At 70.0% G+C, this 21,958-nt stretch carries 16 protein-coding genes, 2 tRNA genes and 3 pseudogenes; 10 read left to right on the forward strand and 11 right to left on the reverse strand.

Going from position 1 to position 21,958, the window contains the following annotated elements; genetic code table 11:
* Positions 1–170: 170 nt before the first annotated feature.
* Both dxs and A6302_RS12990 read right to left on the reverse strand, forming a co-directional pair.
* A pseudogene (gene dxs, locus A6302_RS12985) lies at positions 171–2,069 on the reverse strand (1-deoxy-D-xylulose-5-phosphate synthase).
* A 131-nt stretch (positions 2,070–2,200) separates the two neighbouring features.
* Entirely contained in the window at positions 2,201–2,443 is a 243-nt protein-coding gene (locus tag A6302_RS12990) for an exodeoxyribonuclease VII small subunit (RefSeq protein ID WP_069307391.1), read from the reverse strand.
* Positions 2,444–2,610: 167 nt separating this feature from the next.
* Between A6302_RS12990 and A6302_RS12995 the strand changes: the two genes are divergently transcribed.
* Together A6302_RS12995 and A6302_RS13000 are read left to right on the forward strand one after the other, a co-directional pair.
* Positions 2,611–2,856, forward strand: coding sequence for a type II toxin-antitoxin system ParD family antitoxin (locus tag A6302_RS12995; protein ID WP_069307392.1), 246 nt, complete (start codon positions 2,611–2,613; stop codon positions 2,854–2,856).
* A 1-nt stretch (position 2,857) separates the two neighbouring features.
* Positions 2,858–3,166 carry a type II toxin-antitoxin system RelE/ParE family toxin gene (locus tag A6302_RS13000; RefSeq protein WP_069307393.1) on the forward strand — a complete coding sequence of 103 codons (309 nt, stop codon included), beginning with the start codon at positions 2,858–2,860 and terminating at the stop codon, positions 3,164–3,166.
* 31 nt (positions 3,167–3,197) lie between these two features.
* Here the strand turns inward: A6302_RS13000 and A6302_RS13005 are convergent.
* Positions 3,198–4,123, reverse strand: a pseudogene (locus A6302_RS13005) (histone deacetylase family protein).
* A 117-nt stretch (positions 4,124–4,240) separates the two neighbouring features.
* Complete coding sequence (locus tag A6302_RS13010) at positions 4,241–5,311, reverse strand: L-threonylcarbamoyladenylate synthase (protein ID WP_083255747.1); 1,071 nt, start codon at positions 5,309–5,311, stop codon at positions 4,241–4,243.
* A gap of 190 nt (positions 5,312–5,501) precedes the next feature.
* On the opposite strand from A6302_RS13010, the pseudogene A6302_RS26190 reads away from it, so the two are divergent.
* Positions 5,502–7,288: pseudogene (locus A6302_RS26190) on the forward strand (acyl-CoA dehydrogenase family protein).
* Between the two features lie 39 nt (positions 7,289–7,327).
* Here the strand turns inward: A6302_RS26190 and A6302_RS13020 are convergent.
* Complete coding sequence (locus A6302_RS13020; protein ID WP_069307394.1) at positions 7,328–8,332, reverse strand: DnaJ C-terminal domain-containing protein; 1,005 nt, start codon at positions 8,330–8,332, stop codon at positions 7,328–7,330.
* A 246-nt stretch (positions 8,333–8,578) separates the two neighbouring features.
* Between A6302_RS13020 and pdxH the strand changes: the two genes are divergently transcribed.
* Positions 8,579–9,208: a pyridoxamine 5'-phosphate oxidase gene (gene pdxH / locus A6302_RS13025; RefSeq protein WP_069307395.1), complete on the forward strand. Its 630-nt coding sequence runs from the start codon at positions 8,579–8,581 to the stop codon at positions 9,206–9,208.
* A gap of 145 nt (positions 9,209–9,353) precedes the next feature.
* Here the strand turns inward: pdxH and A6302_RS13030 are convergent, their stop codons facing one another.
* The 3 genes from A6302_RS13030 to A6302_RS13040 form a co-directional block, all read right to left on the reverse strand.
* Complete coding sequence (locus A6302_RS13030; RefSeq protein WP_069307396.1) at positions 9,354–10,319, reverse strand: magnesium transporter CorA family protein; 966 nt, start codon at positions 10,317–10,319, stop codon at positions 9,354–9,356.
* Positions 10,320–10,615: 296 nt separating this feature from the next.
* Entirely contained in the window at positions 10,616–10,798 is a 183-nt protein-coding gene (locus A6302_RS13035; protein ID WP_069307397.1) for a hypothetical protein, read from the reverse strand.
* 292 nt (positions 10,799–11,090) lie between these two features.
* Entirely contained in the window at positions 11,091–12,470 is a 1,380-nt protein-coding gene (locus A6302_RS13040; RefSeq protein ID WP_069307398.1) for an aminotransferase, read from the reverse strand.
* Positions 12,471–12,690: 220 nt separating this feature from the next.
* On the opposite strand from A6302_RS13040, the gene A6302_RS13045 reads away from it, so the two are divergent.
* Positions 12,691–13,494, forward strand: a complete 804-nt coding sequence (locus A6302_RS13045; RefSeq protein WP_069307399.1) for a DUF1499 domain-containing protein — start codon at positions 12,691–12,693, stop codon at positions 13,492–13,494.
* A gap of 13 nt (positions 13,495–13,507) precedes the next feature.
* Here A6302_RS13045 and A6302_RS13050 read toward each other — a convergent pair whose 3' ends face one another.
* Positions 13,508–14,416: an MBL fold metallo-hydrolase gene (locus tag A6302_RS13050; RefSeq protein ID WP_069307400.1), complete on the reverse strand. Its 909-nt coding sequence runs from the start codon at positions 14,414–14,416 to the stop codon at positions 13,508–13,510.
* 461 nt (positions 14,417–14,877) lie between these two features.
* Here A6302_RS13050 and A6302_RS13055 point away from each other — a divergent pair, with 461 nt between their 5' ends.
* The 4 genes from A6302_RS13055 (at position 14,878) to A6302_RS13070 (ending at position 20,295) form a co-directional block, all read left to right on the forward strand.
* Positions 14,878–15,249, forward strand: a complete 372-nt coding sequence (locus A6302_RS13055; protein ID WP_069307401.1) for a response regulator — start codon at positions 14,878–14,880, stop codon at positions 15,247–15,249.
* Between the two features lie 75 nt (positions 15,250–15,324).
* Positions 15,325–17,967, forward strand: a complete 2,643-nt coding sequence (locus tag A6302_RS13060) for a PAS domain S-box protein (protein ID WP_141703752.1) — start codon at positions 15,325–15,327, stop codon at positions 17,965–17,967.
* Positions 17,967–18,401 carry a response regulator gene (locus tag A6302_RS13065; RefSeq protein WP_069307403.1) on the forward strand — a complete coding sequence of 145 codons (435 nt, stop codon included), beginning with the start codon at positions 17,967–17,969 and terminating at the stop codon, positions 18,399–18,401. Before A6302_RS13060 ends, A6302_RS13065 begins: the two co-directional genes overlap by 1 nt.
* Before the next feature lie 52 nt (positions 18,402–18,453).
* Complete coding sequence (locus tag A6302_RS13070; protein WP_069307404.1) at positions 18,454–20,295, forward strand: hybrid sensor histidine kinase/response regulator; 1,842 nt, start codon at positions 18,454–18,456, stop codon at positions 20,293–20,295.
* Between the two features lie 71 nt (positions 20,296–20,366).
* Here A6302_RS13070 and A6302_RS13075 read toward each other — a convergent pair.
* Positions 20,367–20,443 (reverse strand) — tRNA-Pro (locus A6302_RS13075).
* 108 nt (positions 20,444–20,551) lie between these two features.
* Positions 20,552–21,454: a sterol desaturase family protein gene (locus A6302_RS13080; RefSeq protein ID WP_069307405.1), complete on the reverse strand. Its 903-nt coding sequence runs from the start codon at positions 21,452–21,454 to the stop codon at positions 20,552–20,554.
* A 356-nt stretch (positions 21,455–21,810) separates the two neighbouring features.
* Here A6302_RS13080 and A6302_RS13085 point away from each other — a divergent pair.
* Positions 21,811–21,885, forward strand: a tRNA-Gln gene (locus A6302_RS13085).
* The last annotated feature ends 73 nt before the right edge of the window (positions 21,886–21,958 follow it).

Raw genomic sequence — 21,958 nt, forward strand, 5'->3', positions numbered from 1 at the left:
AGAAAGCTATTGTTCTATATAGCGGAATCTTTCCATAGCGGATGGATGGGTCCCCGCTTTCTCGGGGGATGACGGATACAGGGGAAGGGAGATAACGCGAAACGGCGATGTCTCTCAAGGCATCATCCGAACCTGCCAACCGAAAACCCTGCCCCCTCACTCCCCCGCCGTCACCGCCACCGGCGCTGTGTCCCCAGCGCCGCCAGCACCGCAGCGGCGATGCCTTTGGCGTCGAGGCCGGCGTCGGCGTACATGGTTTCGGGCTTGCCGTGTTCGGTGTAGTCGTCGGGCAGGAACAGGGTGCGGACCCGGAGGCCGCCGTCGAGCAGGCCTTCGGCTGCCAGATGCTGCAGCACGAAGGCGCCGAAGCCGCCGATCGAGCCTTCCTCCACGGTGACGAGCACGTCGTGGCGGCGGGCGAGCAGGGCGAGGAGGTCGCCGTCGAGGGGCTTGGCAAAGCGCGCGTCGGCCACCGTGGTGGACAGGCCATGGGCCTCCAGATCGTCGGCGGCCTTCAGCGCCTCGGCGAGGCGCGTGCCGAGCGAGAGGATCGCGACGCGGTTGCCCTCGCGCACGATCCGGCCCTTGCCGATCGGCAGGATCTCGCCGCGCTCGGGCATTTCCACGCCCACGCCCTCGCCGCGCGGATAGCGGAAGGCGATCGGACCGGCGTCGTAGGCGGCGGCGGTGGCGACCATGTGGACGAGTTCGGCCTCGTCGGCGGCGGCCATCACCACCATGTTCGGCAGGCAGCGAGATAGGCGACGTCATAGGCGCCCGCATGGGTCGGCCCGTCGGCGCCGACATAGCGGCCCGGTCGATCGGGAAGCGCACGGGCAGGTTCTGGATCGCGACGTCGTGGATCACCTGGTCGTAGGCGCGCTGCAGGAAGGTCGAGTAGATCGCGCAGAACGGCTTGTAACCCTCGGCGGCCAGCCCCGCGGCGAAGGTGACCGCATGCTGCTCGGCGATGCCGACGTCGAAGATGCGCGCCGGATAGGCCTCGCCGAAGAGGTTCAGGCCCGTGCCGTCCGGCATCGCCGCGGTGATGGCGACGATCTTCTCGTCACGCGCGGCCTCGGCGACCAGCGCCTTGGCGAACACCGAGGTGTAGCTCGGCGCGTTGGACTTCGGCTTCGACTGCTTGCCGGTGATGACGTCGAATTTGGCGACGCCGTGATACTTGTCGTCGGACTGCTCGGCCGGGGCGTAGCCCTTGCCCTTCTTCGTGACGACGTGGATGAGGATCGGGCCCTCGCCATCGTCGCGCACGTTGCGCAGGACGGGGAGCATGTGCTCCAGATTGTGGCCGTCGATCGGGCCGACGTAGAAGAAGCCGAGCTCCTCGAACATCGTGCCGCCGGTCCAGAAGCCGCGGGCGTATTCCTCGGCCTTGGCGCCTTGTCCTTCCAGAAGCGCGGCAGGCGGCGGGCCAGCTGCTTGGCGGTCTCGCGCAGGGTGCGGTAGGTCGGGCCGGAGACGAGGCGGGCGAGATAGGCGCTCATCGCCCCGGTCGGTGGGGCGATCGACATGTCGTTGTCGTTGAGGACGACGATCAGCCGGGAATCCATCGCGCCGGCGTTGTTCATCGCCTCGTAGACCATGCCGGCCGACATCGCGCCGTCGCCGATCACGCAGATGACGTTACGCGTTTCGCCCGACAGATCGCGGGCGACCGCCATGCCGAGGCCGGCGGAGACCGAGGTGGAGGAATGTCCCGCGCCGAAGGGATCGTAGTCGCTTTCCGCGCGCCGGGTGAAGCCGGACAGGCCGCCGGGCTGCCGCAGGGTGCGGATGCGGTCGCGCCGGCCGGTCAGGATCTTGTGCGGATAGGCCTGGTGGCCGACGTCCCAGATCAGCCGGTCATGGGGCGTGTCGAACACCGCATGCAGCGCCACGGTCAGCTCGACCACGCCGAGGCCGGCGCCGAGATGGCCGCCGGTGACCGACACAGCGTCGATCATCTCCAGCCGCACCTCGTCCGCCAGCTGGACGAGTTCGGCGTCACTGAGCGGCTTGAGGTCGCGCGGCGAGACGATCCTGTCGAGAAGCGGGGTGGCGGGGCGCATGAGGCAGGGGTCCGGGGCGGTTCGCTCGACATGTGCGGGAAGAGGCACGATCCGGAGCGATTACAGGAAGCGTGACGAGGCATCAACGCCGGCAGCGGCCGTTTTGATCGGCAGCCGCCGATCTCGGCCGCTCAGGCGACGTCGAGCGGTTCGGTGGCGGCGGTGCCGTCCTGGCCGAGGCGGATCTTCTCCACCTTGGCCTCGGCGGCGCGCAGCAGCCTGTCGCAATGGGCGCGCAGCGCGTCGCCGCGCTCGTAGATGGAGATCGACTCCTCGAGCGGAACGCTGCCCTGCTCGAGCTTCGAGACGATGCCCTCCAGTTCCTTGAGGGCCGCCTCGAAGGAGAGGGTCTTGATGTCGCTGTGGTCGGTCAACGGTGCGGTGTCCGGAACTTGTTGCGGGGCCTCACCCCTAGATGTGGCCCGAAGCGGCCCGAAGGGCAACCCCGGGGGCTTCCGCCGCAAGGGGAAGGGCTGGATCATGTCAGGCTTTGCGCATATTTTGTCATGACGAGGGCGGATCACGGACAAGGAGCCCGGACATGAACGTATCGATCGGCACCCGCTGGGAAGAATTCGTGGAGGAGGCGGTCCGCCGCGGCCGCTATGCTTCGGCCAGCGAGGTGGTCCGCGAGGGACTGCGGCTCGTCGAGGAGCGCGAAACCCGGCTTCAGGCGCTGCGCGACACGCTGGACCGCGCGATCGAGCGCGGCGGCGAGGCGACCGACGCGGACATCGACCGCGCACTGGCGGAACAGGAGCTTGTTCTCAGGCGGCAAGGCCTTTGAGGTGCCGCGGCTGAAGTACCTCGCCTCCGCGCGCGACGACCTCGTCGACATCTTCAGCTATGTCGCCACCACGGGCGGCGACATCGACGTCGGGCGCCGCGTGGTCGGCATGCTGCGGGGCAAGTGCGCGGAACTGGCGGCGCTGCCCGGCCGGATCGGCCGCCCGCGGCCGGAGCTTCGGCCGGACATCCGCAGCTTTCCCTTCAAGGGCTATGTGATCTTCTTCCGCTATGCCGACGACACATTCGAAGTCGTCGACATTCTCGAGCGGCACCGCGACGTCGGCCCACATTTCAGCGACGAAGACTGACCAACGAAGCCCGACTGCCGAAGCCAGCGCTTCAGTGCCCCATCAGCGCCCCGACGTGATGCGTCACGGACTTGCCGAGGCCGATCAGGTCGTAGCCGCCTTCCATCACCGACACGAGCCGGCCCTTGCAGTGGACGTCGGCCTTTTCCATCAGCTTGCGGGTCACCCAGCCATAGTCCTGCTCCACGAGCTGCAGGCTCGCCAGCGGGTCGCGGTGGTGGGCATCGAAGCCGGCGGAGATCAGGATCAGGTCCGGCTTGAAGCTGTCGAGCGACGGCAGGATCACGCTTTCCATCGCCTCGCGGAAGGCGTCGGAGCCGTCGCCGGGCGAGAGCGGGGCGTGAAGATGTTGCCAACGCCCTTCTCGCGCACCGCGCCGGTGCCCGGAAACAGCGGCATCTGGTGGGTCGAGGCATAGAGCACGTTCGGATCGGACCAGAAGATGTCCTGGGTGCCGTTGCCGTGGTGGACGTCGAAATCGACGATCGCGATCCGCTCCAGCCCGTGGGCGGCCTGGGCATGGCGGGCGGCGACGGCCACGTGGTTGAAGAAGCAGAAGCCCATGGCGGTGGCGACTTCGGCGTGGTGGCCCGGCGGGCGGTGGGCGCAGAAGGCGTTGTCGACCTTGCCGGCCATCACCTCGTCGATGGCATGGCAGGCGGCGCCGGAGGCACGCATGCCGGCCTCCCAGCTGCCCTTGGACAGCACGGTGTCGCCGTCGATGCCGACGAGGCCGTGGTCGGGGATCGCCTCGCGGATCGCGTCGACGAAGGCTTTCGGATGGGCGCGCTCGATCTGCTCGATCTCGGCCATCGGCGAGTTCTCGCGGATCAGCGACTGGAACGCCTCGGCCTCCATCGCCTGGTCGACCGCGCGGATCCGATCGGCCCGTTCGGGGTGGCCGGCCGGCGTCTGGTGGTCGAGGAAGGCGGAATGATGGAGATAGAGGGTACGCATGCGTCGGCTCCCGTCTCTGCCCGGATCTGTGCCGTCCGGTTGGTCCGCCGGGCACCCGTTGCGGGGCCCGGATCGTTGACGGCTGTTATACCAGTCTCCGGGGGACGCCGCAGACTGTCAATTGTTCCGGTCCGGAGAAGCTGCCTCGCCCCCCGCCGGGGCGCCAACGGACGGCGCCGGGGCAGGGCGGGGGGCCGCCGCGCGGCGCAGCCGGTCGTTGATCGCCTCGCCGAGACCGTGCTCCGGAATGGGCGCGACCGCGATGGTCGTGGCGCCGCTGGCATCGAGCCGGCGCAGGGCCGAGAACAGGTTGGCGGCGGCCTCCACCGGGTCGCCGCCTGCGCTGAGCGTTTCGGCGGCGACCGCAGTTGCCCCGATGTCGTCCGGGATCGGGCCGAAGCCGAGGAAGGCCTCGCCCGGCCGCAACGCGGTGGCCTCCAGCCGGACGAGGGCGCCCGGCGCGTAGTGCGAGGCGAGCAGGCCCGGGGACACCGGGGCATGGTCGTCGGTCACCGGCGTGTCGTCGACGGCAAGGCCGGACGTGGCGGCAAGCTCGGCGCGCGACACGCCGCCGTGGCGCAGGAGCCGGATCCGGCCGTCCATGACCGCGGCAATCGTCGATTCGACCCCGACCGGGCAGGCGCCGCCGTCGAGCACCATCGGGATGCGGCCGGAGAGGTCGGCCATCACATGGGCGGCGGTGGTCGGGCTGATGTGGCCCGAGCGGTTGGCGCTGGGGGCGGCGAGCGGGCGGCCGGCGGCGGCAAGCAGCGCCCGCGCCACAGGATGGGCCGGCACCCGGATCGCCACCGTGTCGAGTCCGGCGGTGACGAGATCGGAAACGCCGGCATCCGGGCGGCGCGCCAGCACGAGGGTGAGCGGGCCCGGCCAGAAGCGGCGGGCCAGCGCGAGCGACGCCGGATCGAACACGGCGATCTGCTCGGCGGCGGCCAGATCCGGCACATGCACGATCAGCGGATTGAACGACGGGCGACCCTTGGCGGCGTAGATCTTCGCCACCGCCGTGCCATTGGTGGCGTCGGCGCCGAGGCCGTAGACCGTCTCGGTCGGAAAGGCCACCGCCTCGCCGGCGCGCAGCAGCAGGGCCGCGCGGTCGATCGCGTCCCGGTCGGCGGCAAGGCAGAGGGTGGCGTGGTGCGGCACGGCGTCGTATCGGCCCGGGTGCATCGAGGAAAGGGCCGCCGGGACAGGCGGCCTTGCGCGCACCATATACACCAGATCGGGCCGCCCGCGAGAGCGCCGGCACCAAAGGCCAAGCCGGCCGTGGCAATCGGGCGGTTGCGGCCGGATGCTGCATCGCCGCACAGTCGGCAGAGCGAATCTTCGGCCGTGATGGCCCGTGCAGGAGTGACTGGTCATGAGTTTCCGCCCGCCCGTTTCCGCCATCTCCTTTGCCCTGCGCAAGGTCGCCGGCCTCGACGACATTCTCGCCGAGGGCCGGTTTCCCGAACTGGCCGGTGACGATGTCGAGGCCGTGCTGGCCGAGGCCGGGCGCTTTGCCGCCGAGGTGATCGCGCCGCTGGATGCGGGTGGCGACAGGTCCGGGGTCCGCATCGAGAATGGCGGCGTCGTCATGCCGGAGGGTTTTCGCGCCGCCTATGCGAAATGGGTGGAGGCCGGCTGGAACGGCCTCACGGGGCCGACCGAGCGCGGTGGGCAGGGCCTGCCGCTGATGCTCAACATGGCGCTGTTCGACATGTGGAACGCGGCCTCGCCGTCGTTCGCGATCGGGCCGGCGCTGACGATCGGCGCCGCCGAGGCGCTGGGTGCCCATGGCGACGACGCGCTGAAGGATCTCTATCTCGACAAGCTTGTCAGCGGCGCCTGGACCGGCACGATGAACCTCACCGAGCCGCAGGCTGGCTCCGACCTCGGCGCCCTGCGCGCCCGCGCCGAGCGGGCGGAGGACGGCAGCTACCGGATCTTCGGCTCCAAGATCTTCATCACCTACGGCGATCATGACCTCGCCGACAACATCGTGCATCTGGTGCTGGCGCGCCTGCCCGACGCCCCGGCCGGCACGCGCGGCATCTCGCTGTTCCTGGTGCCGAAGTACATTCCTGATGCCGACGGGCGGCCGGGCATCGCCAACGACGTGAAGGTCGGCGGCACCGAGCACAAGCTTGGCATCCACGCCTCGCCCACCTGCACCATGGTGTTCGGCGAGGCCGGCGGCGCGGTCGGCTGGCTGGTGGGCGCGGAGCATCGCGGCCTCGCCGCCATGTTCACGATGATGAACAACGCCCGGCTGTCCGTGGCGATCCAGGGCGTGGGCGTGGCCGAACGCGCCACCCAGCGCGCGCTGGCCTATGCGCAGGATCGCCGGCAGGGCCGGGCCCCGGGGCGACCGGCGAGGCGATGAGCCCGATCGTGGCGCATCCGGACGTGCGGCGCATGCTGATGCGCATGCGCAGCCTGACGGACGCCGCCCGCGCCATCGCCTACAGCCTCGCCCATGCGATCGACCGGCAGCACGACGCGGGGGCCGGCGAGGCACAGGTCGACTGGGCGCAGCGGGCCGCCCTGCTGACGCCGGTCGCCAAGGCATTCGCCACCGACGTCGGCTTCGAGGTTGCGTCCCTCGGCGTGCAGGTGCACGGCGGCATGGGCTATATCGAGGAGACCGGCGCGGCGCGGCACCTGCGTGACGCGCGGATCTTCCAGATCTATGAAGGCACCAACGGCATCCAGGCGATCGACCTCGTCACCCGCAAGCTCGGCCTTGGCGACGGTCTTGCCTTCAAGGCGCTGGTGGATGACCTTCGGTCGATGATTGCGGACGCGCAGGCGGAGGACCCGTCACTGGCGCCGGCCTGCGAACCGGCAACGGCGGCGATCGGCGAACTGGTGTTTGCCGCCAACTGGCTGACCCGCGCGGCGAGCGAGGGCCGCCAGGAGGATCTGCTCTCCGGTGCCACGGCCTTCCTGCGGCTGTTCGCCATCGCCGCGGGCGGTGCGCTGCTGCTCAAGGCGGCGGGCATCGAGGTCGACGCCCCGGCGGCGGAACTGCGCCGCGCCAGCGCGCATGCCTTCGCCGTGGACGAACTGCCCCACGCCGCCGCCCTGCGCATCGCCGTCATCCAGGGCGGACGCATGCTTGGGCCGGTCACGCCGTCGGTGCTCGCCCTGATGCAGGAGAGCTGAGGAAGACAGCGACGTCCCGGCCGCTTTCGCGCGCCCGTCTCAGTCGAATTCCGGCCCGCGCGGATCGAACGGCTTCATCTCGCGCCAGCGCTTCATCAGCTGCTCGAGGCCGCCGTCCGGGCCGTCGGGCAGGACGATGCGGAGGTTGACGATCAGGTCGCCCCGGCCGCCGGCCTTGGTCGGCAGGCCGCGGGCGCGCACCCGCAGCGACTTGCCGCCGCTGCTGCCGGGAGGGATCGTCACCTCCACCGGGCCTTCCAGCGTCGGAACGCGCACCTTGGCGCCCAGCACCGCCTCGTCGAGGCCCACCGGCAGGTCGAGCCGCAGGTTGGGGCCGTCCGGGCGGAACAGCGGATGCGGCTCGTGCACCAGCACGACGATGGCGTCGCCGGCCGGCGCGCCCGGATTGCCCTGGCCCTTGAGCCGCATCGGCTGGCCGGGCTCGAAGCCCGGCGGGATCTTCACGTCCAGCGTCTTGCCGCTGGGGAGGGTGACGCGGACCTTGCCCGAGCCGACGATGTCCTCGAGCCGTACCTTTGCCGTCGTCACCACATCGCTCCCTTTGGCGCCACCAGGCGCCGGGCCGGGGCCCACGTCCTCGAAATCGGCGCCGGCGAAGGGCGAGCGTGCCCGCCGTGCCGAACTCCAGCCGCCGCCGGCGCCGGGGCCTGCACCGCCCGCGGCGCCGCCACGGGCAAAGCCGGAGAAGGCCTCGCCGAACACGTCGTTGAGAATGTCCTCGGCGCTGCGCCCGCCGAAATTGCCGCTCTGCGCCCGCGGTCCGCCGCCACCGGCAAAGCCCTCGAAGCCCGCGAACTTCGGCTTGCCCTCTGCGTCGATCTCGCCGGCGTCGAACTTCCTGCGCTTGTCCTTGTCGCCGACGATCTCGTAGGCGGTGTTGATCTCGGCAAAGCGTTCCTTCGCCTTCGGATCGTCGCCGCTGGCGTCCGGATGATACGTCTTCGCCAGCTTGCGAAACGCCTTCTTGATCTCGCCCTCGCCGGCGTCGCGCTTGACGCCGAGCACGTCGTAGGGATCGCGCATGTCGGTACCTTCGGTCTTCGTGAAACGCGGAGTCTGCCCTTGCCGCCCGCGGCCTGCAAGTCGGTGAACCTGCGTGGATATGGGAGAAGCTAGGAATAAAATCCAGACCCTTCGCTGCACTTCGGCGCAGCTCTCGTTCCGGAGGCCTCGATTTCCAAACTTCCCGGCCCGCTCTATATACCGGCTATCCCCGGCTGGCCATCGCGGCAGCGCGAGCCGCCGGGCGAGGGGACATGCGAGGCGGCGATGGACGACACGGCACGGGACGGCACGGCACCTTCGGACTTCACCGGCGCGGACGAGCCGCTGCGGCTCTTCGGCGAGTGGCTGGCGGACGCGACGGCCAGCGAGCCCAACGATCCGAACGCCATGGCGCTGGCGACCGTGGACGAGACCGGCCTGCCGCATGTGCGCATGGTGCTGCTCAAGGATTTCGACGCCGACGGCTTCGTCTTCTACACCAATTTCGGCAGCCAGAAGGGCCGCGAGCTGCTGGCGAGCGGCAAGGCCGCGCTGCTGTTTCACTGGAAGTCGCGCCGCCGCCAGGTGCGCATCCGCGGACCGATCGAGGTGGTGAGCGACGCCGAGGCCGACGCCTATTTTGCGTCGCGCCCGCGCGGCAGCCGGATCGGCGCCTGGGCGTCGAAACAGTCGCAACCGCTGGAAAGCCGCTTCGCGCTGGAAAAGGCGGTCGCCGAATTCACGCTGAAGTTCGGCCTCGGCGAGGTGCCGCGCCCCGCATGGTGGTCGGGCTTCCGGGTGAAGCCGGCCTCGATCGAATTCTGGCAGGACGGCCTGTTCCGGCTGCACGACCGGGTGGTGTTCGCCCGCGAGGGGGAGGCCGGCGACTGGTCGAAGACGCGGCTTTACCCCTGAGCGGCGAACAGGGCTGGTCGTATTTGTCGCCGCAAATCCTGACACGTCAGGATTTGCGGAGGTAGCGGCCTGACCCGCCGTCGCCCGGTCGGGCGCTTCCTCACCCGCAAAGCCGAGCTCAGGTCAGGAATTTGCGTGTTCGGTATCACAGCCATTTCTGCCAGCGGAACAGCAGGAAGGTGCCGACCGCCGACATCACCATGATGCCGAGTGCCATCGGATAGCCGTAGGTCCAGTCGAGTTCGGGCATGACGCGGAAGTTCATGCCGTAGATCGAGGCGACCAGGGTCGGCGGCATGAAGATCACCGCGAGCACCGAGAAGATCTTGATGATCGCATTCTGCTCGATGCCGACGAAGCCGAGCGTCGCGTCGAGCAGGAAGTTGATTCGGCCCTCGAGCGCGTGGGAGTGGTCGGTGAGGGCCTTGGCGTCGCGCGCCATGGTCTTCAGCCGCAGTTTGTCGGTCTTGCCGAAATCCGGTCGGTCGGCCTTCTCGGTCAGGAACAGCAGCAGCCGCGACAGCGAGGTCAGGCTTTCCTGGATGTGACCGATGCGCATGCCCTCGCCGCCGATGTTGCGCAGGATGGTGCGGTGCAGGTTGCCGGCGATGCCTTCCTCGAAGATCGAGCGGGCGAGCCGGTCGACATTGGCGCCGGTGCGCTCCAGCACGTCGGCGAGCCGGTCGATCGCGGCGTCGAGCAGGATCAGCAGCGTGCCGGCGCCGGTGACGGCGCCGCTGCCGGACTTGGTGAGCCGGGCGATCGCAGCGGGCAGCGTGCCGGTGTCGTCGTAGCGCAGGGTGGCCAGCCGGCCGCCGGCGAGGATGAAGGTCACGGGTGTGGTGGTCGGGCTCGCCGTCTCGGAGCGGCAGAGGATCTGCGCCGTCATGTAGAGCGTGCCGTTCTCGGCGGAGAGACGGCTCGACGGCTCGATCTCCTCCATTTCCTCGCGGGTGAGGAGTTCGGCGCCGAGAAAGGCCGTGACGGCGTCGTCCTCTTCCCGGGTCGGGCGCAGCAGGTCGACCCAGACCACGGCGGGGTCGAGGCTTGCCCGGTCGCAATCGACCTCGCGCACGAGATGATCGTCGGCGGGGCGGAAGAGATCCATCATGCGGCGCTCCGGGCATCGAGACCGGCCCTCGACCGAAACGCAACCGCGGTTCCGCCGGACCATGCTCTTCAACGCCACAGCTGCGCGGGCGGTTCAAGCCCGGAACGGTCGTTTGCCACCCGAGCGCACGCCGATCCCGACGAAAGGCTCGACGTCACCGCCGGCTCGTTCGAGGGCCTTGCGACCCGCGGCATCGGGGGAGCCTCATTGTCGCCGGCCCGCGCGGCCGGCGAGATCTTCGGTGCCGCGAGGGCACGGACGGGGACGTCACATCCGCGGGCGATGCCGCGAGAGCGTCAGCCGTCGTCGCGATCCTGGAACTGATCCGCCACGAGCGGACGCGCCGGCTTGGCCTTGGTCTTGACCATGGCAGCAGCAGCGCTCAGGGCCTTGATGCCGATCGCACGGTATTGTGCGGTCAGATCGTGCTGCGACTGCTGCTGTTGCTGCGGCAGATCCTGGTTGTCCGCGGGAGACATCTTGTTACTCTCTGGCTCTACGTGACGGGTACGGCCGTTGTTCTGACCGCCGGTGTGATGCGGTCCGGACGTCGCCCTGACCGCCTTCGATTCCACAGGGGGAATGAGACATTATTTAGACAGGAAAACAGCATTTCCGCCAGATCGAAAAAATACAGAAGGGGTGCCGCTCACGTTTCATTAACAACTGTTACAGAGCCGCCTTCACAGAACGCAAAAGCGCCCGCAACTATATCGCGGGCGCCGGAAGCAGATCGGGATGAATATTAGGTTACCTTAGGTATAATGGATGTCACGGGGTGCGCAGGCCCTCGGCCGCGACCCAGGCCTCGGCCGCGTCGAGCGCCTTGCCGAGGCGGGCGAAGAGCTCCTCAAGCTCCTGAGAGGAAATGATCATCGGCGGACAGACCGCGACCGTGTCGCCGATCGCCCGCACGATCAGGCCGACCTCCTCGCCGCATCTGGCGACCTTCGCGCCGACGCCCTGGGCGGGCGCGAAGGAGCGCTTCGTGGCCTTGTCGGCAACGAGCTCGATGCCCCCGACCAGACCCTTGGCCCGCACGTTACCCACCAGCGGATGGTCGGCGAAGGCCTCGATCCCGGCGGCGAACTGCGGCGCCATGCCACGCACGCGGCCGACGATGTCGAGGCGCTCGTAGATCTCGAGCGTCTTGACCCCGATCGCGCAGCCGAGCGGGTGGCCGCCGTAGGTGTAGCCGTGGCCGAAGGTGCCGATCTTGGCCGACTGCGATTCCAGCGCGTCGGTCATGAACTTCGGCAGCAGCACCGCGCCGAGCGGGGCATAGGCGGCGGTCATCTGCTTGGCGACGGAGAGGGTCGCCGGCTTCATGCCCATGGTGGTGGCGCCGAACCAGTTGCCGGTGCGCCCGAACCCGCAGATCACCTCGTCGTCGATCAGCATGATGTCATGCTCCTCGAGAATCGGCTGGATCGCGGGGAAGTAGCTCTCGGGCGGAATCACCACGCCGCCGGCGCCCATGATCGGCTCCGCGATCATCGCCGCGATCGTGTCGGGGCCTTCCTCCTCGATCATCCGCCGCAAGTTGTCGGCGAGGCGGACGACGAACTCGTCCTCGCTCTCGCCGTCCAGGGCGAAGCGGTAGTATTGCGGGCAGTCGGTGTGGCGCACGCTCGCCACCGGCAGGTCGAAGTCGCGGTGGTTGTTGGGCAGGCCGGTGAGCGAAGCCGCCATCACCGTGACGCCGTGATAGGCCTTGATCCGGCTGATGATCTTCTTCTTCTGCGGCCGTCCGAGGGCGTTGTTGTAGTACCAGGCCAGCTTGATCTGGGTGTCGTTGGCCTCCGAGCCTGACGAGCAGAACAGCACCTTGTCGATCGGGCAGGGCGCGATCTCCTTGAGCTTCTCGGCCAGTTCGATCGCCGGCTCCATGCCCTTGCCGCCGAACAGGTGATAGTAGGGCAGCTTGCGCATCTGCTCGGTGGCCGCCTCCACCAGTTCCTCGTTGCCGAAGCCGAGGCCGGCGCACCAGAGGCCGGCCATGCCCTCGATGTATTCGCGCCCCTGCGTGTCGTAGACGAACACGCCCTTGCCGTGGTCGAGCACCAGCGGGCCGTTCTCCTTCAGCTTGTGGAGCGGCGTGTAGGGATGAACGACCGCGGCGAGGTCACGGGCCTGGACATTGGTGAGCATGGGCGTCGGTCTCCGGTACATGCGGCGGGAAAGACCGGACGATATCCTCTGGCCGGGGCTTTGGGCAGTCCCCCGAAAGAACACTGCCTGCCGCCGTTGTCCCCGTCCTCCGGCGCGGCCGGCGAGCGGGCCGCTTGCCGCCGTCGCGGCCGCCGGGCAAGGTGGAGGCAAGGGGTCGCCGGCATTGACCGACCTCGATGCACGGATGGCGGGGGACAGAGTGGACGGGACCGGAGCGCGCACCTACGATCACCTGCTCGTGCGGCGCCTCCCGTGGCGCGCCCGCGGCCTGCGGCCGGCGCGGGTGGCCGCGGTGTTCGCCGCCTTCCTGCTCGCCGAGGCCGAACTCGGTCGCCGCTTCGCCCTGATCGACCTGCCTGCTCTCTGGGCGGTGCTCGCCGCGGCGCTGGTCGTGGCGGTGGTCGGCGCCCTCGCGCTCGCCGTCGCCCTGCGCGACATCTGGCGCAACGGCGCCGCCGGCTTCGGCCACGCCCTTGCGACCGCCGCGCTGCTCGCCCTCGTGTTCGCCCCTTTTGCGGCGGTCGCCGCGGTCGCCTCCGCAAGGGCGCCCCTGCCGGCCGTCACCACCGATCCGCTCGACCCGCCGCCGCTCGCCACGCTGCGGGTGCCGGGCGCCTTCGATCCCGATCACATGCGCCGCCAGCACGCCGCCGCGCCCGACCTCGTGGGCCGCCGCTTCACGCTCTCGACGGTGGAACTGCATGCCGCGGCCCGGGCCACGGCGGTCGATCTCGGCTGGCACCTGCGCCGGGACGACGAGCCGGACAGCGAGGACACCGGCGGCGGCTTTGCGGCCGAGGTCGACACGCCGGTCCTTTCCATTTCCGGCGAGGTGGCCGTGCGGATCCGGGCGACGCCATCGGGCGCGCGGATCGACCTGTCCGCGGCGACGCCGGCCCTGCCGCACGATCTCGGCCTCGATGCGTGGCGGGTCCGCGGTTTCCTCGCGCCCTCGACGCGCAGTTGCGCCAATCCGCCGACGAGTGAATCCGCCGACGAGTGAGCAACCCGCGCCTTCAGAGCGACCGATAGCGGCCATCGGGACGGGGGGCGCCGTCGGTGGCGAGCCGGCCGCGCGCGACCAGGTCTTCCAGATGCGAGAACACCGACATCGCGGCCGCGCCTTCGAGCCGCGGATCGAGGTCGCGGTAGACCGCCCGGACGATCGCGGGAGCCGTGTCCGCGCCGCCCGCGACAGCGCCGAGGATCGCCGCTTCCCGGCCGAGCCGGTGGGCGTGGAGACCCGCGACGAAGGCCGGACCGTCGCGGACCGGTCCGCCGTGGCCGGGCAGGTAGACCTGCTGCGGACAGGCGGCGATCCGCTCCAGCGACGCCATGTAGTCGGCCATCGCCCCGTCCGGCGGGGCGACGACGGTGGTCGACCAGGCCATGACGTGGTCGCCGGAGAACAGGAACTCGGTTTCCTCCAGCGCGAAGGCCAGATGGTTGGCGGTGTGGCCGGGGGTGGCGACGGCCGTGAACCGGCCGGCCGGCGTGACGAGGACCTCGCCGCCGGCGAGGATGCGGTCGGGGCGGAAGTCGCGGTCGGCGGAGGCCTCCATCGCATAGGCCTCGCCGGCGCCGAGCGGACGCGCCGGCCGATGCGGCCCCTCGGCGACGATCTCGCCGCCGGTCAGCGCCTGCAGCGCACGGGCGGCCGGCGAATGGTCGCGATGGGTATGGGTGACGAGGATGTGGCTGACCGGCCGGCCCCCGCAGGCCGCCACCAGCGCCGCCACATGGGCGGCATCGTCCGGGCCCGGATCGATCACCACCAGCGAGCCCGTGCCGACGACATAGCTGTTGGTGCCGCGGAAGGTGAAGGGGCCGGCGTTGGCCGCGGTCAGCCGGCGCAGGCCGGGCACGAGTTCCACGGCCTCGCCGTGGGCCGGGTCGAACGCCCGGTCGAAGACGAGGGCGCTCACGTCCGGGCGACCGTGCCGCGCGGGACGGGCGGGCGGATGAGGATCTGGCGGCAGGGCAGGGGAGCCTCCTCGTACCGGGCCCCGGGGCGGGGCCTGTCGCCGGCGAGTTGAGCAGATTTGCCGGGCGCGCGCTCCAACTTTTGCGGCCGGCCTTCGGATCCGGAGCGGGCCCTGTCCCGCCCCGGGTCCTTTCGCCGGACGACGCAAGGTCGGCCGTTCGTTTCCGCGGCGGACGCTGGACACGCCGCCGCAGACGGCGCCATACTTGCAGTTGAAGCCTCCCCTCGCATCCGCGCGGGCACCTCACGGATCGGCGACGGGGGACCACCAACGACGACGCGGCGCGGCGCCCCCGGCACCGACGCCCGCGCGGGAGGCAGCATGCGACGCATCCTGGTCATCGACGATGATCCTCTCGTCCGCTCTGCTCTCAACGCCATGCTGAGCCGCCACGCTTTGCCGTGCTTCTCGCCAGCGACGGCCTCGTCGGCCTTGCCGCCGCCGAGGTGGCGAGCATCGACCTTGCGCTCGTCGACATCTTCATGCCGAACGTGGAGGGCCTGGAGGTCGTGCGGCACCTGCGCGAACGGCGACCCGAACTTCCGGTTGTCGTGATGTCGGGATCCGACGGCACGCGCTCGCCGGTGTTCACCGATGCCGCGCCCCCGGACTATCTGACCATGGCCGTCGCGCTCGGCGCAGCGCGGGCTTTGCGCAAACCCTTCATGCCGGATGAACTGCTGGACGCGATCGCGGCCTGCTTCGACGACGGCACCGAACGGGCCGGTCCGCCGGCCGTGCCCGGCGCCCTGCGCGGGACCGGCCATGGATGACGCCCGGTCGCGGATGGCGCGCAGGAGCCGATCGCAGGACGGCGAGCCGGGGTGCTCCGGCGGGACGGCGCGGCCATGAGCCTCTCCTCCCGGCTGTCCCTGGCGATGATCCTGCTGGTGCTGACGATGGCGGGCGTCGTCGGTCTCATCAGCGACATCGCCCTGCGCGCGGAAATCCGGCCGAGGGTCGTGAAGCGGGTGGAGATCAGCCTGCGCTATGCGGCCACCCGGGTCGAGGCGATGGCGAGTGCCGCCCGCGGCGATGTGCTCGCCATGGCCGCGCATGCCGTGGATCACATGGCCCACGACAGGCTCGGCGACATACAGAGCGCCCGATCGACGCTGACCGCGGATTTCGTCGCCAACATCTCCAACAAGCCGGGTTACGTGGACTACCGGCTGGTCGGCGCCGGCGGGGAAATGCCGGAACTCGTGCATGTCACGCGCCGTCTCGAAGGCGGGGCGATCCGCGCCGTGCCGGATGACGAGCGGGCCTTCCATGGCGACGACACCTTCGTGCGCGCGGCGCTGGCGCTGGCGCCCGGCGATGTCGGCGTCGAACTCCTCCGGTCCGACGGCGAGCCTCCGGTGCTGCGTCTGGCAACGCCGGCGCCCGATGAGGTGGGTGCGATCTTCGGCGTCGTGATGCTCGACATCGAGCTCGGCGGCGTGCTGGAGAGCGCGCGGCGCTCGATCGGGCCGGGCTACCGGTTCCTGGTCGCCGACGCCGATGGCCGCCTCCTCGTCTCGTCGGCGGAGGACGCCTCGCTCGCCCTCGATTTCACCGCCAGCGGCCGCATCCAGGATATCTTTCCCACGATTGCCATTCCGGATGCCGGCGCAGAACCCGCGAGCGGCATGCTCGAGGACCGCAACGGCGAGGGCCATGTCGCCTCGGTCCTGTCGATCCGGCTTGCCGGCGTCCTGCCGATCACGGTCGTGGAACTGCTCGACGCCGACAGCATCAGCGCGCTGCCCGCGACCGCGCGCTGGTCGAGCCTTGTCGGCGGCCTCTTGGCCGCGATCGCGGCCGCGTTCCTGGCCCTGGTCGTCGCGCGCTCGCTGTCGCGTCCGCTCGTGCGCATGACGTCGGCGGTCGAGGCGATGGGGCGCGGCGAACGGGTGGCCGCGCCCGTGGAGGCGGCCGGCGAGATCGGCATCCTTGCCCGCGCCTTCGAGCGGATGTCCGCCGACGTCTCGGAGAAGACGGCGGCCCTTGGCGCGGAAGTCGGGCGGCATCGCGAGACCCTCGCCCGTCTTGCCGAGCACGCCACGCGCGAGACGCTGCTCGCCTCGGCGGTGGAGTCCTCCGCCGACGCGATCATGCTGGAGGATCTGGATGGCCGCATCCTCTCCTGCAACCGCGCCGCGGAACGCTTCTACGGCCTCACCCTCGCGGATGCCGCCGGGCGCACGTCCCTCGACTTCATTCCCGAGGACCGCCGGGACGAGGCGCAGATGCTGCGGTCGCAGATCGCCGCCGGCGAAAGCGTCGACCAGTTCGAGACGGTGCGCATCGACGGCGAAGGCCGGCGCCGGGACGTGTCGATCACCCTCTCGCCGGTGCGGGCGGCCGACGGAACGCTGATCGGCTATTCGGACATCGCCCGCGACGTCACCGACCGGCGCGCCGAGGAGGAGCGCTTCCGCCTCGCGATCGAGGCCTGTCCGAGCGGCATGGTGATGACCGATGCCATCGGCACGATCCTGCTGGTCAATGCCGAGACGGAGCGGCTGTTCGGCTACGACCGAGACGATCTGGTGGGCCGGCCGGTCGACATCCTGCTGCCCCACGCGGTGCGCGGCATCCATGTCGGCCTGCGCGCGGAATTTGCGGCGGGTCCGTCGCGGCGCGCCATGGGCGCAGGCCGCGATCTCTTCGCCCTGCGCAAGGATGGCCGGAGCTTTCCCGTGGAGGTGGGCCTCAATCCGATCGAGACCCGCGACGGCCTGCGAATCCTCGCGGTGGTGATCGACATCACCTCGCGCAAGGAGGCCGAGGCGAAGATCGCGGCCTTCACCGAGGACCTGAAGCGGTCCAATGCCGAACTCGAGCAGTTTGCCTACATCGCCGCGCACGACCTGCAGGAGCCGCTGCGGATGGTGGCGAGCTATACCGAACTGCTCGGCACCCGCTATTCCGGCCAGCTCGACGAGCGCGCCGACAAGTACATCGCCTATGCGGTCGACGGCTCCAAGCGCATGAAGCGGCTCATCAACGACCTGCTGCTCTATTCCCGTGTCGGCACGCAGGGGCGGGCGCTGGAGCCCGTGGACAGCCGCCGGGTCGTCGACAATCTCCTTCGTCTGATGAAGGTCGCCACCGCGGAGGCCGGTGCGGAGATCGTCGTCGGCGACCTGCCGAAGGTGATGGCCGACGAGATGCAGCTCGGCCAGGTGTTCCAGAACCTTCTGGGCAACGCGCTGAAATTCCGCTCCGCCGCCCCGCCGCGCATCGTCATTTCGGCCGAGCGCAGCGGGGACACCTGGACGTTCTCGGTCGCCGACAACGGCATCGGTATGGACCCCAAGTATTCCGAGCGGATCTTCCAGATGTTCCAGCGCCTGCATGAGCGTGGCCGCTACGACGGCAGCGGCATCGGGCTCGCCATTGCTCGCAAGATCATCGAGCGCCACGGCGGCCGCATCTGGTTCCAGTCGGTACCGGGCGAGGGATCCGTGTTCCAGTTCACGCTCGTCGCCGCAGGAGAGACGTGATGACCCATCCGCAGCCGATCCAGGTGCTCCTGGTCGAGGACAACCCCGCCGACGCCGATCTGACGCGGGAAACGCTCGAGACCAGCAAGCTGCATATCGAGCTCTCGGTCGCGCGCGACGGCGTCGAGGCGCTGGACCATCTGCGGCGGGCGCCGGGCTACGACGGGATGCCGCGGCCGGACCTGATCCTGCTCGACCTCAACCTGCCGCGGATGGACGGCCGGCAGCTTCTTGCCGAGATCCGCGCGGATGACGCGCTGCAGTCGATCCCGGTGGTCGTGCTCACCTCCTCGGAGGCGGAGCGCGACATCGCCGAAAGCTATCGGCTCGGCGCGAACTGCTACGTGATCAAGCCCGTCGATCTCAAGGCCTTCCAGACCATCGTGGAAGCGGTGGAAGGCTTCTGGTTCACGGTGGTGAAGCTGCCGCCGTGAGCCGGGGCCGTCGATCTTCTGCGCGTGCAACAGCTCCGATGCCAGGGCGATCATGACCGAGCTTCCGACCTACCGCCTGCTGCTGATCGAGGACAATCCGGGTGACGCGGAGCTCGCCGGCGAATGGCTCGCCGACCTCGTCGACTTCCGTCTGGAGATGAGCCAGGTGACGACGCTGGCCGCCGCCGTCGCGGCGGTGGCGGACGGCGGCTTCGACGGCGCGGTGCTGGACCTGAACCTGCCCGATTCCACGGGGCTCGCGACGCTGGAGCGGCTGCTGGCGGCCAGCCCCGACCTGCCGGTGATCGTCTATTCCGGCATGTCCGCCGACCCCGATCTCGGGCTTGCCGCCGAAACCGCCGGCGCGGCAGACGTCCTTTCGAAGGAGGACACGTCCTCGCGGCTGTTCGCCCATTCCGTACGCTCGGTGCTGCGGCGGGCCAGCGCCGACCGCCTGCACCGGCAGTTCGAGCGGCTGCTGACCCAGGTTCCGGATGCCGTGATCCTCACCGATCGCGGCGGCACGGTGCGCTTCGTCAACCCGGCGGCGGAGGGCCTGTTTGCCGTCGCGGCCGGCGAACTGATCGGACGGCGGCTGGGCATTGCCCTCGAGGACGGCGCCACCGCCGCCGTGCCGGCCCACGGCGATGGTGGTCCGCGCTTTGCGGAAATGCGGGTGGTCGACTGCAGCTGGGACCGCCGCCCGGCGCGGCTCGCCATGCTGCGCGACGTGACCGACGGCCGGATGATGGCCGAACAGTTGCGCCAGTCGCAGAAGATGGAGGCGCTGGGGCTGCTGGCCGGCGGCATCGCCCACGACTTCAACAATCTCCTGCTGGTGATCCTGCTCTACATCGACGCGATCCGCCGCTCGCCCGGCGCGGAGGCGATTGCCACGGAGGTGTCCGAGATCGCCCAGGCCATCGAGCGGGCGCGGGCGATGACCCGCCAGCTGCTGACCTTCTCGCGCCGCCAGCCGGCCGAGTTCGAGGTGCTGGGGCTCGGCGAGGTCGTCACCGGTGTCCGCGGCCTCCTGCGCCGCACGCTGCCCGAGACGATCGCCCTCGACTGCGTCGTCGGAGACGGCCCCTCGCCGGTGCTGGCCGATCGCGGCCAGATCGAGCAGGTGCTGATGAATTTTGCGATCAACGCGCGGGACGCGATGCCCGCCGGCGGTGTCTTCCGCGTGGAGGTCGCCGACGTGGCGGTCGTGCCGCCCGGCTTCACCCTGCCGCCCGGCGAGCATGTGATGCTGCGGGTCAGCGACACGGGCACCGGCATCGCCCCGGCCGACCTGCCGCGGATCTTCGAGCCCTTCTTCACCACCAAGGCGCGCGGCAAGGGCACCGGCCTCGGCCTTGCCAACTGCTACGCGATCATCACCCAGGCGCGCGGACAGATCCGTGCCGAAAGCACGCCCGGCGCCGGCACGACCTTCACCATCCTGCTGCCGCGGAGCGAGGCGCAGCCGGGGGAGGATGTCGCGGATCCGCCGGCACCCGCCAGCGGCGGCGGGTCGGGCACGATCCTCGTGGTCGAGGACGATCCGGCGGTGGCGCGGGCCACGGGGCTGATCCTGGAGAAGAGCGGCTACCGCGTCCGCGCGGCCGGCGACGGCGAGGAGGCGCGGCGCCTTTTGACGGCGCAGCCGGCGGCCTTCGATCTGGTTCTCACCGACGTCGTGATGCCGAACATGGGCGGGCCGGAGCTTGCCGGCTTCATCGCCGGGCACCGGCCGGACCTGCCGGTGGTGTTCATGACCGGCTACACCGACCACCCGATCGTCGCGCTCGAGGGCGCCACCACCATCGACGGCCACCCGGCCCTGCTGAAGCCGTTCCAGCCCCACGACCTCCTGCGCCTCGTGCGCGAGGGTCTGGCAGGTCGGGCATGACGATGCGGCGCCCGGAAGGCGGCTCTGCCGTCGATGCCGTTGAACGTCTTGAAAGTCTTGGCGGGAAAATTTGGTCGGAGTGGCAGGATTCGAACCTGCGACCCCCTCGTCCCGAACGAGGTGCGCTACCAGGCTGCGCTACACTCCGAACCGCTGGTGGCCGGGGTTATAGCGTTGCGACCCCGACCCCGCAAGCGCCTTTTTCGCCTCGTGACAAGGCAGGGTATCCGGCCTTGCCGAAGGGCGCGCGGCGGCCTCAGGGCGGGTCGGTCCGGGCGGGGGCAAGTGGCGGTGCGGCCGGCTCGGAAATGGCGGATTCTGGCGCTTTTTCCGTGGCGCCCGTTGCGGCCGCCGTTGCCGGGTCGCGCCAGCCGCCGCGGCTGAAGGGCAGGCGGAGGATGGCGAGGAACCCGAGCGGTTGCCGGTGCGCGCCGCCCGGCAGGCCGATGGTCATGCCGTCGTGCCCGCCCTGCGGCTGGCCCACCAGCGTGCCGAACAGCCGGTCCCAGACGGACAGGAAGAAGCCGAAATTGGCATGGGCCTCGCGCGGCAGCACCGAATGATGCACCCGGTGCATGTCCGGCGTGACGACGAGCAGCCGCAGGGCGGCATCGACCCGGCGCGGCAGGCGGATGTTGGCATGGCTGAACATGGCGGCGCCGTTCAGCGTCGCCTCGAACACCACCACGGTCCAGGGATCGATGCCGAGCGCGAGCACGATGCCGGCCTTCCACACCAGCGACAGCAGGATTTCCACCGGATGGAACCGCGTGCCGGTGGTGACATCGATGTCGAGATCGGCATGGTGCACGGCGTGCAGCCGCCAGAAGACCGGCCACGAATGGGAGGCGACATGCTGCGCGTAGATGGCGAGATCGAGCGCGAGGAAGCCGATCAGCGCCTCCAGCGCCGGCGGCCAGTCGAGGACGGCGAACAGGCCCCAGCCGTTGTCCGCGGCATGAAGCGCCGCGACATAGGCGGCCGCGCCAAGCGTGAGGCGCTGGACGACGACGTCGAGCAGCAGCACCGACAGGTTGACCCGCCAGCGCGCCCAGCGGTCCTCGCGCGGCACGCGCTTGGGCAGGCGCCATTCGACGACGGCGACGACGAGGAAGATCGACAGGAAGGCGGCGAGGCGAAGCGCGGCTTCGGCGGACATGCGGCGGGTGAACCTTGCTGGCGGCGCGGGGCGATGGCGACGCGGACCTGCGCAGAGGATGAGCATTGAAGCGTTGGTCAGAGAATGTCGCGTCCGGCCATCCCGGCCAAGGCACCTGCCGCGCACGCCTTCGTGAAGGCGGTCCCGAAAACCGCTGCGCTGCCGCGTGGGACGCGCTTCACCTCGCGCCGGGTTGAACCTGCTCCAGGTCCTGTTCCTCATCCGCTCCGGACCTGATGGAGGCGCTGTCCCTCCGCCCGGTCCCAGCCCTCCCAGCCCCTTGCGCGACGCTTGCGGGCAGGGGGCGATGCGGCTATATCCGACGCCACCCGGCCCTTTGCCGGAATGCGCCTTGCTGGGGCGTCGCCAAGTGGTAAGGCAGCGGTTTTTGGTACCGCCATTCGTAGGTTCGAATCCTGCCGCCCCAGCCAAATTCTGATATTTATCAGAGATTTAACGTGACACTCTAAATTCCGCGACAGCGTCGAGGGTTAGCAGGTGGCT

Origin of the sequence: Methylobrevis pamukkalensis (assembly GCF_001720135.1) — a bacterium.
In the GTDB taxonomy this organism is placed as follows: domain Bacteria; phylum Pseudomonadota; class Alphaproteobacteria; order Rhizobiales; family Pleomorphomonadaceae; genus Methylobrevis; species Methylobrevis pamukkalensis.

What these genes read in the sequence shown, in the direction of transcription:
- A6302_RS13030 (WP_069307396.1), bottom strand. Translation starts at nt 10,319, where the DNA reads ATGATGGATCTCTTCCGCCCCGCCGACGATCATCTCGTGCGCGAGGTC.
- A6302_RS13065 (WP_069307403.1), top strand. Translation starts at nt 17,967, where the DNA reads ATGACCCATCCGCAGCCGATCCAGGTGCTCCTGGTCGAGGACAACCCC.
- A6302_RS13080 (WP_069307405.1), bottom strand. Translation starts at nt 21,454, where the DNA reads ATGTCCGCCGAAGCCGCGCTTCGCCTCGCCGCCTTCCTGTCGATCTTC.
- A6302_RS12995 (WP_069307392.1), top strand. Translation starts at nt 2,611, where the DNA reads ATGAACGTATCGATCGGCACCCGCTGGGAAGAATTCGTGGAGGAGGCG.
- pdxH (WP_069307395.1), top strand. Translation starts at nt 8,579, where the DNA reads ATGGACGACACGGCACGGGACGGCACGGCACCTTCGGACTTCACCGGC.
- A6302_RS13035 (WP_069307397.1), bottom strand. Translation starts at nt 10,798, where the DNA reads ATGTCTCCCGCGGACAACCAGGATCTGCCGCAGCAACAGCAGCAGTCG.
- A6302_RS13060 (WP_141703752.1), top strand. Translation starts at nt 15,325, where the DNA reads ATGAGCCTCTCCTCCCGGCTGTCCCTGGCGATGATCCTGCTGGTGCTG.
- A6302_RS13040 (WP_069307398.1), bottom strand. Translation starts at nt 12,470, where the DNA reads ATGCTCACCAATGTCCAGGCCCGTGACCTCGCCGCGGTCGTTCATCCC.
- A6302_RS13070 (WP_069307404.1), top strand. Translation starts at nt 18,454, where the DNA reads ATGACCGAGCTTCCGACCTACCGCCTGCTGCTGATCGAGGACAATCCG.
- A6302_RS13010 (WP_083255747.1), bottom strand. Translation starts at nt 5,311, where the DNA reads ATGCACCCGGGCCGATACGACGCCGTGCCGCACCACGCCACCCTCTGC.
- A6302_RS13020 (WP_069307394.1), bottom strand. Translation starts at nt 8,332, where the DNA reads ATGCGCGATCCCTACGACGTGCTCGGCGTCAAGCGCGACGCCGGCGAG.